A 16,080-nucleotide genomic window follows, 5' to 3' on the forward strand; every position below is an offset into this window, starting at 1 on the left:
TTCTGTTGAATTTGAAGTGCAAAATTACATAATATACTTCTCTTTTTAGAAAATTAATCAAATTAAAATGTCTTCGTTTTCACCTGTTTTTATAGTTTTCTAACTTCTATATTTTTCTTTTTTTCTAAAAACCATATTTACTTTATAGGTTCCTTCTCCTCCATCTACTATATTTAAAATATCTTCACCATCGCTGTTTCTATTACTTGGCATTATTGCATTAGCATTGTAAGCATTTACATAATCGAAACCTAACTTAGACATTGCGTTTAATAAATCGGTTTGATTTCTTACTCTTAGTTTATCTCCATCTTGCAATAATGATTCTAGCTCTTCTAACTGATCTTTATAAGTTGATCTTTTCTTATCTATTATAATATTAATTCCTCCTAACAATTTTGTGTTTTGCGATGTTATAATAACATATTCTGGTAGTTCATTAATTCCAATACTTGATGATTTTATTACCGATAACTCTTGACCTTTTACATTTAAAGCCGTTATTAAAAGTATTAATACCATTGTTGTTCTTGCTAATTTTTTCATGTTTTTAAATTTTTGTTTAATAAAAAAAACTCATATACAATATCTTTTTACAGATAAGGTATATGAGTTTCCATAGGTTAAATTTCTTGCCTTCCCTATTTCTTCCTTATGTTAGAAAGCAAGCTTGTATTTATTTGCTCTATTCGACGCAAGCTTTATAGTTTTGTTACAACATTTTTTATGATTTTAGCATCTTATATTTTATGATCTCTTCTTCCGTCATCCAATGTATATCTTTAGCTGCAGCTGCATTTATAGTAAAATAATAAAATGCTTTTGCTTCTTCATCTGTAAAACCAATAGATTTATAATAGTTTATATATGGTAAATGATTAGCGTGTCCTACTGGAAAATCAGTAGCTTCATTTTGTCCATTGGACCAAGAATGTACTCCTATTTTTGTTCCATTATCTCTTGTTCTCTTTTTTCCTGCCAAGAAAAAATCTACTCCTCCTGATGCTATTTCTGCGTTATTTAACAAGTGAATTTCAATATTTAAATCATAAACTCTTTTTGCTACTAATAAATTAACCTCATCATCTGAAGAGCCATCACATTGTTTGATATTTATTTTGGTTACCTTAGGATTCTTTTGAAATAGCTTATTAAAATTGACTAACGAGCTACTATTAATAGTTCCATTCATTTCAACAGTCTTTCCGTCTTCTAAAACTTTAAATATTCCAAAAACTGTTTGAGAATCTTTAATTACAACTTCATCATTTTCGGAACAACTTGTTAATAACATTAAAAATGCTATTGGAACCATTACTATTTTTCTTGCTTTCATTTTTCTTGGTTTTTAGATTAAACAAAAAAGCACATACTCTAAAAATTATCTTTACGACAATTACTAAAGTATGTGCTCTTAACACAGGGTTGATAAATTATATTTCCAATTTCTTCTCTAGTGCTGAAATATAATTTTATAAAACTAAATTAATTTTTATATAAAACATTTCAAACACATCTTACCCTACTAGAAGTCAAAGTACTACATTAACAAACTTTGAAAAAAATATTTATTCACCATATATTGCTAATTTCTCTAAAATAGCTTCTGAGGGCGCTTTCATTATTTTACTAACTGTATTTTCTACCAGTTGGTAGCCTCTTGGAAACTTCTCTTTTAACTCTTCTTTATTTCTTATAATCCATTCTTCTTCGTTTGGCCCATACTTTTCTTGTAAATTCCAATATGTACTAATTAACCAATAAGCAAATTCTTGCACTATTACTCTTTGGTATACTTCTTTTTCACCTTCCATATCCTTATAACTACTTACATCATAAAAACCTTTCTTTATTGCTTCTTGCATTATTAGATACACTTCTGATTCCTTATTATTGAAAGCCCATTCCTTTGAATACTCGTAATGCAAACCTATGTCGGTTATAAAATGTAGTAAGTGCTCTACTACTTCCATGGTTTGCCCTGGCTGCTCATACATAATTACATCGCAAATACTACATTCTTTTTCATAAGTATTTTCCATTTCTATCATTACTTCTTCCGACATTGAATCGTGGTGACCAACAATTACTGGTATGGTTGCATTATACTGTAACAAATTGTTTAATACTTTGTGTTGCCTTGACAAATTAAGTGCACTATCCTGTGGAAACATTTCTTTCATCGTTTGTCCAATATCTTTTAAAAAATCATCTGAAACCTTCTCCATTACGATAAAGTCCAATCCCAAGACATTCATTTTCTTTGAAAAAACACCTTTTGCTGATTCTATTTCAATAGTTGAATTTAATGGATTTACTTTTTTGGTATTTTGAACTTCTTTAAATACACAACCTCCTATTTTATTTGAAGTTTCTATTTTTTCTGCTTTACTTTCTTTCGATTTGGTTGTTATTACACATGCTTGTAAAAAACATGCAACAACACATACTATAGGTATTATTTTCCTCATATTTTTTTATTAAAAATACCCCTTCTCTTAACGAAAAGGAATATTTAATTCACATCAATCAATTCAACTTAAAACACATTTACCTTCTATAAGTTCCATCTGGTAAAACAGTTGGTAATTTATATGTTGTATTTGTAAGTAAACTATAAATATCTTTATCTGTAGCCTGAACTTTTGCTTTCGTATTTAACTTCCATTCTTGCTGTATTTCTCCTAATCTATTTGCTTGTGCTCCTAGTATAGAAGTCATTGACCAGTAAAAATATTCTACAGTTTGACAACTTGCATAATCACAAGTACTATCATCATATGTATACCAAGCTCCTGCTGGATATGGATTTGGAATTGTTTGAAAATATCCTCCTCTCGCTTTATCCATCGCATTAGCTAACTGAGTTCCTTTTTTTAAGCCAAAAACATTTGGATATGCTTTTGCATGACCAGCAAGATTAATTATGTGCCATATTTCTTCTAATGAAGCATCAAAACGTCCAGTATGACCATTTGTATGCCACGCTGGAACAGTTTCATCTGCTCCTAAATCTTGTCCTTCGTGTCCACTTGGAAAACTTATATTGTTGTTTTGGTTCTTCCACATAAACAAAAATGCTTTGTTTTGTTTCATTGCATCTAATACCAATTGATTATCTACAATCCCATCTTCATTATTGTCTAAATATTGCGCCATTATATTTGCTGCATGCAATAACTTTACGTCTTCTACTCCTGATAAAGCATAAATTGGAATTCCAAAAACCATTACTTTTTTAGGGAAGCTATTAAATCCTGTATCTTTATTTGCTTCTATTTTAAAATTAGGATCATTTCCCGGATTAATCTCTCCTGATGGTGTTGCTACATTGATATTATCTGAACAAGAAGCACTACTGAAAGTAATAATTAATGTTGCTAGTACTTTTAGGCTTATTAACTTCATCATAATCTTATTTAACTTTTGTTCCTATCATTTTTGTATACCCTGCATTTACTTGCATTGGCACTTTTTTCTTTTTCATAAACTCTAATGCTTTTTTCTGATGTGAGTTTAACTTATTACTCTGCCCTGCAAAATTGATTGCCCAAATTTGATGTATATACTCGTTTACCGCTGTTACTTTATCATAATTACCGTTTTCTTCTGCATTTTGTACTGAAATGTCATATGTTTTTGCCGCGATATCATCATCCATATATTTACGTAAAACTCCTCCTGTTGTAAACTTAAATTCTGGATCTACTCTACTAAAAGCTTCTGTTACTGTATGAAATGTTTCTTCCCAAAGTGCATTAAATACTTGTGGCCTCCATGTTGAGGAATTTAACTCAGAAATTGTCCAACCTTTCCCATCATAATCTTTTACATATGGCCAATTATCTGTTTGCATACTCATTCCATACAATCCTTTTCCTTCTACTAAGTTTGCTGCTGATATTTTATCGACCATTGATAAAGGCCCAGAAATAAAAACCAACTTTTGTGCTAACCATTTGTTTAACTCTTTCTTATCATCATCAATAACACCATCATTATCCTGATCTAAAAAAGAACTGAACAAACGCACACTATGCTCAAATATATCTTTACCTGTTGTTCCCGGTGTAGTTTCACTTGAAGTTGGTTTTGCCGCACTTCCTACAATATAAAAGCCATTAATATGATGCACATAATCGGCATTTGCTTTTAAATAGGTTTCCAATGCATTTGCATTTGTTGCCCCTCCTTCTTCAACTATGGTATCGTTTTTTGAACAAGAAATACTACTAGTTATTAAAATTGTAAAAGTTATTATACTTACTGAAAACATTTTTTTTATCATAATCTCTAAGTTTTAGTTCAACTACTTCTTGAACATTTAACTTCAAAATTATGACCATAAGTATAACTAAACACGTTCTATAAGTCCGAGTTTCGGTTACTCAGACTTTTTTAAACTCTCCTGATATTGTTTTGGAGTAACACCTTCTACATTTTTAAACGCTGTATAAAATGTTGATTTTGAAGAAAATCCTGCTTCTTGCGCTAAACCTAACAAAGATAATTGCGTTGCTTTAGGTGAGGCTACCAATTTTTTAAACTCTTGTACTCTAAATTGATTTACAAAATGATAGAAATTCTTTTTTGTATGTGTTTTTATCAATTTAGAAAGTTGTCTTTCTTTAATATTTACTTTTTCTGATAATAATCGTAAGTTTAAATTTCCATCTAAATACAACTTCTCTCTTTCCATAATTTCTAACATCAATTTAAATTGACTTTCTGTATCTATGGAATCTATTTGTGTTTCTTTTTTCTCATCTATTTGAAATAATGAAGTGGTAAATATTTCTTGTTGTGAAAAACCATTATAAGCAATCCAATAAATCATAAAGAAGGTTAGAATTGCTGATGAAAAAGCAAAATACTGCGTTATAATTTCATTCTGAAACCCTATAATATCTTCTAGAATCCAAAAAACATGAAAGAATAAGAATATATACACAATTGTTCGAATCCATAAAAGTGTTTTATTCTCTATGTCCGAATAGTAATCTGTTACTTTATTTTGATGCTCTTTAATATTTTTAAGAATTATATATAAGAGTATTAAATTAAATACATATTCAAACCACTTTATTTCTTCTTCTGGAAAACCTATTAAATTTGATATTACAAATGGTATAAACAGTAGTAAATAAAGTTTTTTAAACTTAACGTTTAAAGTAGAATACACATAAAGTAATAATAAAGGAATTGTAGCTAATGTTGTTTGAATTACCTGAATATGTATTGTTTCAAAAGTTAATGACTCTAAAAAAGATTCCAATACTTCTATTCCCAAAGACCATAAAAACGCACCTAAAAAGATATTCGCATATTTATTTTTAGACTTTAATGTTATTAACAAAAAGCCAAGCATTAGTGCCGTAGCTATTGATAAAACATCTATTATCGACACTAAATTTAATTCAAACGTTACCTGTTCCATTTTTTAAAAGTACAACAAATAAAAAAGGCAAAAAACTAAGATAGCTTTTTGCCTAAAAGGGAAAAATAATTTGTCCTTAGGACAATTAATTTTTATTGCTGATTCATTTCAATATTTATAGTTACAGCTACGTCTTTTCCTACTGGGTTCATTCCTTTTCCTACATTAAAATCTTCTCTTTTTATAGTAGTAGTTAATTTTAACCCTGCTTTCTTTTTGTTGTTTCTTCCTTCGATAATACCATTTAACTTTCCTTTAAAAACTACTTCTTTTGTAATTCCTTTAATGGTAATATCTCCTTTTGTTTCAAACTCTTTTCCTTCTAACTTTTTAAAAGATGTACTTTTAAATACAATATTTGCATGTTTTGCTACATCGAAAAAATCTGCCGCTTTTAAATGGTTATCTCTTCCTGATTGGTTTGTATTTATTGTTGCTGCATCTATGGATACTTCAAACTTTGGGTCTTCAAACTTATCATTACTAACTGCTGTAATATCAAACTTACCAAAGTTTCCTGTTACTTCTGAAATCATAAAGTGTGATACCGAAAAAGTAATTGACGAGTGTGCATTATCTACTTTCCAAGTGGTTTGTGCATTTATGGTTAACGATACAAATGCTATAAGCGAAAAGATTATTTTTTTCATTATTTTTAAGTTTTTTAAATCTGTGACGAAAGTATAGTTCGTTTTCCTTTAAAAGTTATTAAAAACAGAAAACTACTTATGAATTTATGCCCAATGATATTCCCATTCATAGCTTAACTACTGCTTATAACATAAATGTAGCTCCTATTTCTCATAATAATAGTTATGATTTTAATACTATTCATAAGCATGATTATTTTGAAATTATGTTTTTTGAAAAAGGTGGAGGTTATCAGCTTATTGATTTTAACAAAGTTCCTATTGAAGAGAATAGCTGTTATATTATAAAACCTAAACAATTACACTTAGTAAAAAGACATTTTGAAGCTGATGGTTTAATGATACAGTTTACCAAAGAAATGCTCTTTTCTGAAGCCTTTTTCTTACTTAAAAACTACTCTGACTCTTCTATTGTTTATCATAAAAACCCCAAATTAACTACTGTTTTTTTTGATTTATTAAACACTATTCTGAATGTTCAAAAAAGCAAATCTGAATTTTATAAGGAGAAATCAATTCACCTTCTTTCTACTCTTTTATATTCTTTAGAAGAAAATAGTTCGAAAACCAATTTTAAACAAACTTCTAAAACTATTATTCAATTTATCGATTTAGTTGATATTCATCTTAATTCTAAAACTATTAATGAATACGCTCAAGCCCTAAACATTTCTAACAAGAAGCTTTCCTTATTGGTAAAAAACGAATTAAACACAACTCCTTTAAAATATATTCATGATATTTTAATACTAAATATTAAACGCGATTTAGCTTTTAAAGAACTTAGTCATAAAGAAATTGCCTATAATTACAATTTTGATAGTCCTTCTAACTTTAGTCTTTTTGTAAAAAAACAAACAGGTTTTAATCCTTCTGAGCTTCAAAAAGAACTCATAAAAAAAGGCTGAGATAATTCTCAACCTTTTCTATTTATATGTTTACTTTATTTACTCTTTTGTAAATGTATTGTTCGATAAATTAATATCTGCCATTAATTTTGATGGGTCAATTTCTACCGATTTTACATCTTTTGATGCTTCAAATGTATAGGTTGGATGTGCAAATGTCCAGTCTTTTATAACTGTTGCATTTGTTGGTTTTTCTCCTCGCATCATACGTAATGGTATGTTAAATGCTTCTTTTGTACCATCAGTATAAGTTACCTCTACATCTATTGGCATTGGCATTTTTCCTATTCTTTCTAAAGTAATATCTTTTCCTTCTACAGATTTTACTCCATAATCTATTGTATGTGTAGTTTGTGTCCATTCGTTTAAGAACCAATCTAACTGCATTCCCGAAACTTTTTCTGCTGTTCTTTTAATGTCGTTTGGTGTTGGATGTTTGAATGCAAAATCGTTAAAGTACTTTTTTAATGTTTTTGCTACATCTTCTTTACCAATAATATACTCTAGCTGTGTTAAAAAGATATTTCCTTTTGAATAGCTTCCCATTCCGTAAGCCATATTTGTATGATATCTATCTGCATGAGTTGATAATGGCTCTTCTGCATTATTACTCACAACATAGTTGTAGTATCTATACGATCCTTTATGTGGATTTTCTTCTCCTTTGTTTAAAATTTCATTCTCTGCTTTATTTGAAATATAGGTTGTAAATCCTTCATCCATCCAAGGGTGCTTACTTTCATTTGTTGCTAATAAAAACTGGAACCATGTATGTGCTAACTCATGTGCTGTTACACCAAATAAACTTCCCCATTTACGTTTTCCTGTAATTAAAGTACACATTGCATACTCCATACCTCCATCTCCTCCTTGGATTACTGAATATTGTTTGTATGGATACTGCCCTATATGCTTACTAAAATAATCCATTAACTCTGCAGTCTTTGGCTGTAACTTCTTCCAGTTTTCTTGAAAAAATGGCGATAAACTCTTTTTGTACAAGAAGTGTAAATCTATTCCATTTTCCATTTTATATGTATCGTGAATATAGTCTGGATCTGCTGCCCAAGTAAAATCGTGCACATTTGGAGCTTTAAACTTCCACGTTAATTTATCTCCTGATGGTAAGTTTAACGCTTCGTTTTTATCTTCATATCCATGTCCTACTTCCTGTGCATTTTGTACATATCCTGTACCTCCTACTACATAGTTTTTATCGATATGTAAGGTTACATCAAAATTACCCCAAACTCCGTGGAATTCACGTCCTAAATAAGGTGGTGTATGCCATCCTTCAAAATCGTACTCAGCCATTTTAGGGTACCACTGTGTCATTGATAATGCTACTCCTTCTTTACTATCTCGACCTGAACGTCTAATTTGTTTTGGTACTTGCGCATCAAAAACCATATCAAACGTTACGCTTTCTCCTGGTTGAATTGCTTCATTTAAAGTTACCTCTAAAATAGTCCCAACAGTTTCGTGTTTTACCTGTTTACCATCTTGTTTTAATGTGTTTACTTTTATATATCCTATTTCTGATGGTAATAACTTACTTATTCTATCGCCAACTCTTTTATCTGGATCTTTGATGTTTCTTGAACGTACATCCATTTGAGACCCTGGTTGAAATGCATTAAAATACAAGTGATAAAATACTTTGTTTAATACATCCGGTGAATTGTTAGTATATACCAACTTTTGAACTCCTTTATACTGATATGTTTTTACATCCATATCAATATCCATAGTATAATCTACATGTTGTTGCCAATAAGTACTGCTTGCCGAAGTTTGCTTTTGTGCTGGTGTTTTATCTACTTTTTTAGATGCCGCACAAGAAACTATTGACAATATTGAAAGTCCTAGTATTATTTTTTTCATCTTAAACTAATTTAATTCCCATGTTGGTTAATGTCTTTTTTAAGTTTTCTATTTCTTCTAAATTTCTCAAAATAGGAAAACTACGTCTTTTTCCGTTTAATAATTTTAAAAAGATACGTTCTCTTCCGTATATCTTTTTAACCTCCACTCCTTCTATCTCTTCCATTTTATACATTGATTTCCATGATCTTTTTGTAAAAAAGAAGAATATTACAAGTATTGAAACTAATGCAAGAATTGCTAATCCAATAAAAAGCAATTCGTTTTTTTTAAAACTTATATATGATAGTTGAAAGGCCATATTAAAAACATTTACTGCCATTAAAATGATAATTAACCATGTATGATTGGCTACTTCGTCTTTAATACTAATTTCTTTTTTTAATTTATTAAACTCTAACTTCATAAGTTATTTATAACAAAAAAAGAGCATCAAAATATAATGCTCTTTTCGTTTTCTTTATACTACTATTATTTTCTTCCGTTTACCATTCTGTCTGCCATTCTTACTGCATTGTATGCATTAACAACACGACCTGAAACTGATAAATCTGTGAAAGGAACTATTTCTTCTTTATTACCATATCTAGCACCAGTTCCTGGCTTGATAACTTCTAAATCTATTTTAGTACCTGAGTTCATTAAGATATGTTTTACCTGACTTGCAGATAATTCTGGATAGTAAGAACGTACTAATGCTGCTACACCTGCTGTTGCTGGAGAAGCCATTGATGTTCCACTAAACTTTTTGTACTCTCCATCAGGAGTTGTTGAATGTACTTGTACTCCTGGTGCAAATACATCTACATTGATTTTTCCGTAGTTTGAAAAAGTTGCTGGTAATTTTTTATCATAGTTAGCACTCATTGCTCCTACTGTTAAAAAGTTATCTGCTACTTCGTTTACTAAATCTGGTGCATCGTTTGGAAATGTTTTTTCAACATCAATGTTTTTACCATCGTTTCCTGCTGCATTTACAATTAATACATCTTTAGAAGCTGCGTACTTAATTGCATCATAAACCCATTCTTTGTTTGGTGAAAATCCTTTACCAAAACTTGTATTAATTACTTTTGCTCCATTATCTACTGCATAACGAATACCTAAAGCTACATCTTTATCGTACTCATCTCCATCTGATACTGAACGTACTGCCATAAGTTTTACGTTATTAGCAACTCCATCCATTCCTTTTCCATTATTTCTTGTTGCTCCAATAATACCTGCAACGTGAGAACCGTGTGCTTCTCCTTTTTCAGAGTGCCCTGTATTTCCATCTCCAGAACCTGGCTTATCTTTAATATCGTAAGCATTATCACCTACAACTGTACGGTAATCTGTTTTTAAGTTATCTCCAGCAATTGTAGCTTCTGCAGTTTTCACTAAACCACTTAAAACTTTTCCAATACTAGCTAAAGTATAACCATTTCTCTTTGCAAAATCTGCAGTACCTATAGCTGCTTTTAATTTTTCATCAGTAGTATTAATTGCCTCTATTTCTTTATCAGTATAATCTGATTTTTTAAAATATTTCGTTAATGTTTCATCTGCCAACTTTACATTTGCTAACATCTCTCCATAACGTACTTTATTCTTTTTAGCTCCTTCAACCTTTTCAGCTTGAAATGCTTTTACTTCTTTTAATGTTTCTTCATCAGCTATTGATGGATTCATTAAAATACGCTCATATTCTAAGTGCTCTTTGTATGATTTTCCTAAGAAGTTCCATCCGTTGATATCATCAACATAACCATTCTTATCATCATCGATTCCATTTCCTGCTACTTCTTTAGTATTTACCCAAGCAACATCTACTAAATCTTCATGTTTTAAATCGGTACCTGAATCTATTACACCAACTACAACTGATACATTTTTCTTTCCTTTTAAGAAATCATATGCTTTGTGTACACTCATTCCTGGAATGGTATCGGTTGCTAAATCTAAGTGTTGCCAATTATCTTTTTCGCTATCTGTTAACTTAGCTTTTTTTGCTGGAAGGTTTACTACGGTATTAGATCCTGTTGGTACTGGTATTTTACTAACTGTTTTACAACTAGCTAGGATTGATACTGCTACTGCAGAATAAAATACTGGCTTTAAAACTCTCATATCTCTATTTTAATTAAATATATCTGTAAATTTATAATTCTCTTTTAATCGTACTCCTTTTTCAGTATGCTTTACAGTTATTACCTCATTATAGGCATCGTGCTCTAAAAACAAGTAATATTCTTTATCTGCAGCCTCATTTAGGAAGGCTTCTTTTTCTTTTAGCGTTAATAGTGGTCTAGTATCATAGCCCATAACATATGGTAATGGTATATGACCTGCGGTAGGTAATAAATCGGCCATAAACACCAAGGTTTTGTCTTGGTATTCTATTTTTGGCAGCATTTGTTTTTCTGTATGTCCGTCTTTAAACAATACATCAAACCCTACATAATCTTTTGCGTTTAAGTGTAAAAAATTTAGCTGACCACTTTCTTGTATTGGCAATATATTTTCTTGTAAAAATGATGCTTTTTCTCTTGCATTTGGATGAATTGCCCAGTCCCAATGACGTTGGTTACTCCAAAAACGTGCATTTTTAAAAGCTGGTTCGTATCCTGTTCGGAATTTATTCCATTGAATTGCTCCACCACAATGATCAAAATGCAAATGTGTTAAAAACACATCGGTAATATCATCTCTATGAAAACCGTACTTTGCTAGTGAAGCATCTAAAGAAAAGTCTCCAAATAAGTGATAATACCCAAAAAATTTATCTGATTGTTTGTTTCCAATCCCAGTGTCTATCAGTGTAAGTCTATCGCCATCTTCTATAAGCATGCATCGCATACTCATTGATATCATATTCTTTTCGTCTGCTGGATTTGTTCTTTCCCAAAGTGATTTTGGTACTACTCCAAACATGGCTCCGCCATCTAATTTAAAATTACCTGTTTCTATCGGATAAATTCGCATAACCACAAAGATGCAGAATTTTAACGAAACTTTTTGTTAAGGAAAACAAAAACATTAACATAAGGCTTCTTTTTATTCCCTCTACGCTACTTTAAACCATCTCTGCTATTATACTATTTAATACAGCTTAGCTATGTTTAAAAATAATACTGTAAGTAAAACAAATAGTTTCTCGGTAAGCAAAATCTTTTTCTCTGCCTAGTAAAAGACTTTTTTTAACGCTAGTTAGATACACTCTATAACGAATATTATACTTATGCTATAAGTATAGTTATAATACTTCTATAACACTACTTATAAAACCATTATCATTAGGCTTTGGAAGTTACTTTTATTAGAAGGAAAATATTTCTTTTACTAGTAGCAAATCATTTGTTTCCTTAACGGTTATGATTTATAATTTCTACTCATAGCTATTTTCTTTAAAAATAAAAAAACTACTTCAATTTCTTAAAGTAGTTTTTGTCTATTAAAAATTCTGAAATTAATTCTTAGTTCCTTTTACCACACGATGCAATCGTGCGGGAGCGGGGCTATCATATCCAAGCAATAGAATTAGGACTATGTAAAACAATAAAACCACAACATTACTGCTGTGGCTTTATTTATTTTTAATGATTTAATTTCTATTTACTTACTCATACTCGGGACGGAAAACATTTCCGCGCTATCGGGATTCTAAAATCTGTAAGAAATTTTCATACTGTTTAACTAAGTCCCTATCTACATCAAAAGACATATCTAAATTACTCAAAGAATCTCTATTAGACAAAAGTAAACTATATACTTCGCTGTAAAACTTTATATTTTTCTTCCAAAAAGATTTTGGTAATAATAATATAGAACTAAGTAAATCACCTTCATAATAATTTGCTTCAATTAAAATATTTTCTTTAAGATATTTCATAGCTATTGGAAGTATATATTTTGATCCAACTTCCTGCCCTAGCATAAATCTTAAATCATCAATATCAAAATCCTTTATTTTTTTTGAATAAAGATTATAAGTTCTTATTTGAATTGAAGAGGAAGAATCTCTTTTAGGTACTTCTCCCTTCCATTTACCTAATAAGTCTTGTAAACTTTTATTTTCTATATTTTTCATAATATTATTGTAGTTTTTTTACAGCTTTCCTTGCACTATTTAATGCATTTTGTATCTCATTATACTGTTTTTGAGTTTCACTCAGTATTTTCTTTGCAAGTTTAAGTGTATCTCCTGAAAAATCACCATGTTTTATTTGAGCTTTTAAAGCTCTTATTCTTTTCCCCATACCTCCAAGAGCACCGGTTACCTCTTTCAGGTGTTGACCGTTACTGCTTAAACCAAATATTTCTTTAACCGCACCTCCTAAATCATCTGGATTTAGATGAGTTCCTTGCTTATTTATTTTTTGAATATACCATTGTAATTTATTTTTTCCTTTTCCAATTAATTTATGGTTTGAACCTAGTTTTTTCCACGCTCTAGATGAAGCTATAGCTCCTATTTCTGCTACTTTTTCAAACTTCTCTAGTCCTTTCCACAATCTATACCCCTGCTTACCTAACTTTGAGGCTCCATAAGCATCTCCTACAACTGGTATAACTTCTACGGCCCATTCCCACCATTGAGTTTTCATTGAATGATCTACAAAATTACTAGCATCTTTCAAAAGTTGTTTACCCCAAGCTTTAGAACCATATTGTTTCAATTTTCGTTTCAACACTTTCTTAATAAAATTTTTCCCAGCTAACTTAATACCTTGTTTAGCTGCTATTTTAACAAAAATAGAAATAGGACTATTTCCATCATCATCTAAATAAACTATAGGGCTATTGAAAGAATAATTATATGGTGACCATTCATACATATCTTCAGCCAATGGATCAATGTTAAACCACTTCCCTAGAGACGGGTCATAATTTCTAGCACTAATATCATACCACTTTAACCCTAATTCTTCATTAAACTCTTTTCCTATAAACCCAAACTTCTGCGCAACACTATTCCCTAAAGAAGACACATTTCCATTATACCCTTTATGTTTTAAACCAAAAGGATAGTAATTAGACTCTTCTACAATCTCAGTACTTGGAGTAATAACACCATCATTGTTGCTATCAGTATATGATAAACGAACATTACCTAAGTGGTCTTTGTATTGGTATACATATGACATCTCGACTTGAGCCTGTGCTGAGCCTGACGAAGTGCTCGATGTGACATTCTCTACCTTTACATATCCCTCTGGGTGGCTAAAGAATTGTAAAACATTATTCTCATACATATAGTTTCCTGCATACTCTGTAGTGGTACCATTTACTACTTTCTTTAACTTCATTCCTGCTGCATCGTAGGTATAAGTAATGTTTTGACCTCCTATAGTTACCTGTGTTGGTAAATTTAAATGGTTGTAAACTATATTAGTGATGCCTTTATTGGCATCCGTTTTCATATTACCATTTACATCATAGGTATACTCTGTTGTGGTATTAGCTCCATCTTTAAATCCATAAATGTCATTACCATTATCTAATACTTTGGTTAGCTTGTTACCATTATCATAACTATACACTAAGTTATCCATTACTCCAAAGCTAGTTGCTCCTACATTGGTATGCCCATTTCTAATCAAACTTAAAATATTTCCATTCTTATCGTAAGTAATTCCCGAAACATTATAATTAGATCCGTTTACTCCTGTTGCTCCTAAAATTCTATTAAGTGCATCGTAGCTATAGGTATATGTTTTTGAACTTGTATCTGTATTTAACGTATTCCAACTTGTTTGACTAATGTTTCCGTTGAACAAAGCACCTCCACTTGTCGGTTTATTATACGCTAATGTAAAGTTAAACAAATCTCCATCATTTGTATTCGTATCTTGGTTAATATTTTTTAACCATCCACGTACATTGTACTTATAATCTACTGTTTGCAATCCTTTGTTATTTTCTACAATTTTCAAATCTTTGATTTTAGAACCTCCAGTTCCAATACTAATATCTCCTAATAAAACCCCTGTAGATGGAGTTCCTGAAATGTAAAAAGTCTTTCCATTCTTTTTATAATACACTTGACTTCCTATTCTTTCAACCCTAAAAACATCTCCTACAGTATTGGTTGTTTTATTTCCTTTATCTAATCTTGACTCATAAACATCAACATAACTTCCTCTTATATAAATTGCATAATCTATAGTACCATAATGTGAATTTGTATTATTATCAGATAACCCAACCATATAGTTTTTATTATCATCTACCGTTTCAAACTCTACGTATCCATTCCCAATAAAACTTCCCTGTGTAGCTAATCCTTCAGTCCAATTTGTCCAACTCGCTCCTCCTGTTTCTGTAATTAAATCATCATTAATTGTAATTCCTGAAGTTACATCTTTGTAACCTTTTACTACTCCATTTCCTACTATCTTAGAGGTTAATTGTCCTAACTCATCGTAATTGTTTTTTACAATTCTATTAGATACTTGATTATTTATCTTTTGTGTTTGACTTATCAATCTATCTAAATAATCATATTCAAAGCTATCCACCGTTACAACATCTGCTTTTCCTGTCTTTTTATGTGTTGCCTTTGTTTCTAAGACTCTTCCTGTAAAATCATCTAACTTACTCTCTACAATATCTGTTGTTTGTAACTCATCATTCTTTGAATACACATATATTGGACGTGCCTTTTCATCGTAATAGGTTACTGTAGTTATCCAGTTATTTGTTCCTAATACACGTACTTTACTTATAGTAGCTAATCCTTTGGTATTTGTTGTTGTTGTTTTACCATAACTTGTAGTTGCTGTAGAAGTTAATCCTACTGGTAAATCTGCATAAGTATCATAGTAATTAATAGTATACACTTGTAAATTATTAACATCTGTAGGATAGGATCTATTAGTATACTTCAAACTTGTTCCTTCTATAGTGATAGTACTTGTTGAAACATCCTCATACATGTTAAGAGGTAAGTCATCTTCAAATAACGATTGCATAACTGGTCTGGTACTTCCACTATGGAACTTTCCTGTATATACCACTCTTCCTAAGGCATCATACTTAGTAAACAACCAATCTAAGTTCTGTCTTAAATTTGCATCTTGGGTAAGTACCGGTCTGTCTAACTTATCATATACAATATACTCCCAATCTTTTCCTGGCATTCTCTTTTCTACCAAACGGTTTCTATGGTCGTATTTATACTGATATCCTAAATCGTTTAACTTCCCTTGTATTATAA

14 protein-coding genes are annotated in these 16,080 nt (G+C 30.5%); 1 reads left to right on the forward strand and 13 read right to left on the reverse strand.

Annotated features, from left to right (window positions below; genetic code table 11):
* Positions 1-99 precede the first annotated feature (99 nt).
* The 7 genes from MHN29_RS16805 to MHN29_RS16835 form a co-directional block, all read right to left on the reverse strand.
* Positions 100-546: a hypothetical protein gene (locus tag MHN29_RS16805; protein WP_235275650.1), complete on the reverse strand. Its 447-nt coding sequence runs from the start codon at positions 544-546 to the stop codon at positions 100-102.
* 178 nt (positions 547-724) lie between these two features.
* The gene (locus MHN29_RS16810) at positions 725-1,336 is read right to left on the reverse strand and encodes a hypothetical protein (RefSeq protein WP_235275651.1); all 612 of its coding nucleotides are present in this window, start codon (positions 1,334-1,336) and stop codon (positions 725-727) included.
* A gap of 232 nt (positions 1,337-1,568) precedes the next feature.
* Positions 1,569-2,471, reverse strand: a complete 903-nt coding sequence (locus MHN29_RS16815) for a hypothetical protein (protein WP_235275652.1) — start codon at positions 2,469-2,471, stop codon at positions 1,569-1,571.
* A gap of 79 nt (positions 2,472-2,550) precedes the next feature.
* Positions 2,551-3,411, reverse strand: a complete 861-nt coding sequence (locus MHN29_RS16820) for a hypothetical protein (protein ID WP_235275653.1) — start codon at positions 3,409-3,411, stop codon at positions 2,551-2,553.
* Positions 3,412-3,415: 4 nt separating this feature from the next.
* Entirely contained in the window at positions 3,416-4,288 is an 873-nt protein-coding gene (locus MHN29_RS16825; protein WP_235275654.1) for a hypothetical protein, read from the reverse strand.
* A gap of 96 nt (positions 4,289-4,384) precedes the next feature.
* A complete protein-coding gene (locus MHN29_RS16830; protein WP_235275655.1) occupies positions 4,385-5,437 on the reverse strand; it encodes an AraC family transcriptional regulator in 1,053 nt (350 codons plus the stop codon).
* 92 nt (positions 5,438-5,529) lie between these two features.
* Positions 5,530-6,087 carry a YceI family protein gene (locus MHN29_RS16835; RefSeq protein ID WP_150899480.1) on the reverse strand — a complete coding sequence of 186 codons (558 nt, stop codon included), beginning with the start codon at positions 6,085-6,087 and terminating at the stop codon, positions 5,530-5,532.
* Positions 6,088-6,173: 86 nt separating this feature from the next.
* Here MHN29_RS16835 and MHN29_RS16840 point away from each other — a divergent pair, with 86 nt between their 5' ends.
* Positions 6,174-6,995 (forward strand): AraC family transcriptional regulator, encoded by an 822-nt coding sequence (locus MHN29_RS16840; RefSeq protein ID WP_235275656.1) that lies wholly within the window; start codon positions 6,174-6,176, stop codon positions 6,993-6,995.
* 39 nt (positions 6,996-7,034) lie between these two features.
* On the opposite strand, the gene MHN29_RS16845 is transcribed toward MHN29_RS16840, so the two are convergent.
* The 6 genes from MHN29_RS16845 to MHN29_RS16870 all read right to left on the reverse strand — a co-directional run.
* Positions 7,035-8,879, reverse strand: a complete 1,845-nt coding sequence (locus tag MHN29_RS16845; RefSeq protein ID WP_235275657.1) for a M1 family metallopeptidase — start codon at positions 8,877-8,879, stop codon at positions 7,035-7,037.
* Position 8,880: 1 nt separating this feature from the next.
* On the reverse strand, positions 8,881-9,285 hold the full coding sequence (locus tag MHN29_RS16850) for a hypothetical protein (protein WP_235275658.1): 405 nt from the start codon (positions 9,283-9,285) through the stop codon (positions 8,881-8,883).
* Between the two features lie 65 nt (positions 9,286-9,350).
* Positions 9,351-10,991: a S8 family peptidase gene (locus tag MHN29_RS16855; RefSeq protein WP_235275659.1), complete on the reverse strand. Its 1,641-nt coding sequence runs from the start codon at positions 10,989-10,991 to the stop codon at positions 9,351-9,353.
* A gap of 9 nt (positions 10,992-11,000) precedes the next feature.
* Positions 11,001-11,846, reverse strand: a complete 846-nt coding sequence (locus tag MHN29_RS16860) for an MBL fold metallo-hydrolase (RefSeq protein ID WP_235275660.1) — start codon at positions 11,844-11,846, stop codon at positions 11,001-11,003.
* 667 nt (positions 11,847-12,513) lie between these two features.
* Positions 12,514-12,951: a contact-dependent growth inhibition system immunity protein gene (locus MHN29_RS16865; RefSeq protein ID WP_235275661.1), complete on the reverse strand. Its 438-nt coding sequence runs from the start codon at positions 12,949-12,951 to the stop codon at positions 12,514-12,516.
* Between the two features lie 4 nt (positions 12,952-12,955).
* On the reverse strand, positions 12,956-16,080 hold a 3,125-nt coding region (locus tag MHN29_RS16870), incomplete at its 5' end, for an RHS repeat domain-containing protein (RefSeq protein WP_304650953.1).

It is taken from the genome of Tenacibaculum sp. Cn5-46, from assembly GCF_022347705.1.
GTDB classification, from domain to species: domain Bacteria; phylum Bacteroidota; class Bacteroidia; order Flavobacteriales; family Flavobacteriaceae; genus Polaribacter; species Polaribacter aiptasiae.

Coding starts and splice junctions, on each gene's coding strand:
- MHN29_RS16820 (WP_235275653.1), bottom strand. CDS start 3,411: ATGATGAAGTTAATAAGCCTAAAAGTACTAGCAACATTAATTATTACT.
- MHN29_RS16860 (WP_235275660.1), bottom strand. CDS start 11,846: ATGCGAATTTATCCGATAGAAACAGGTAATTTTAAATTAGATGGCGGA.
- MHN29_RS16810 (WP_235275651.1), bottom strand. CDS start 1,336: ATGAAAGCAAGAAAAATAGTAATGGTTCCAATAGCATTTTTAATGTTA.
- MHN29_RS16840 (WP_235275656.1), top strand. CDS start 6,174: ATGCCCAATGATATTCCCATTCATAGCTTAACTACTGCTTATAACATA.
- MHN29_RS16830 (WP_235275655.1), bottom strand. CDS start 5,437: ATGGAACAGGTAACGTTTGAATTAAATTTAGTGTCGATAATAGATGTT.
- MHN29_RS16865 (WP_235275661.1), bottom strand. CDS start 12,951: ATGAAAAATATAGAAAATAAAAGTTTACAAGACTTATTAGGTAAATGG.
- MHN29_RS16850 (WP_235275658.1), bottom strand. CDS start 9,285: ATGAAGTTAGAGTTTAATAAATTAAAAAAAGAAATTAGTATTAAAGAC.
- MHN29_RS16825 (WP_235275654.1), bottom strand. CDS start 4,288: ATGATAAAAAAAATGTTTTCAGTAAGTATAATAACTTTTACAATTTTA.
- MHN29_RS16845 (WP_235275657.1), bottom strand. CDS start 8,879: ATGAAAAAAATAATACTAGGACTTTCAATATTGTCAATAGTTTCTTGT.
- MHN29_RS16815 (WP_235275652.1), bottom strand. CDS start 2,471: ATGAGGAAAATAATACCTATAGTATGTGTTGTTGCATGTTTTTTACAA.
- MHN29_RS16805 (WP_235275650.1), bottom strand. CDS start 546: ATGAAAAAATTAGCAAGAACAACAATGGTATTAATACTTTTAATAACG.
- MHN29_RS16855 (WP_235275659.1), bottom strand. CDS start 10,991: ATGAGAGTTTTAAAGCCAGTATTTTATTCTGCAGTAGCAGTATCAATC.
- MHN29_RS16835 (WP_150899480.1), bottom strand. CDS start 6,087: ATGAAAAAAATAATCTTTTCGCTTATAGCATTTGTATCGTTAACCATA.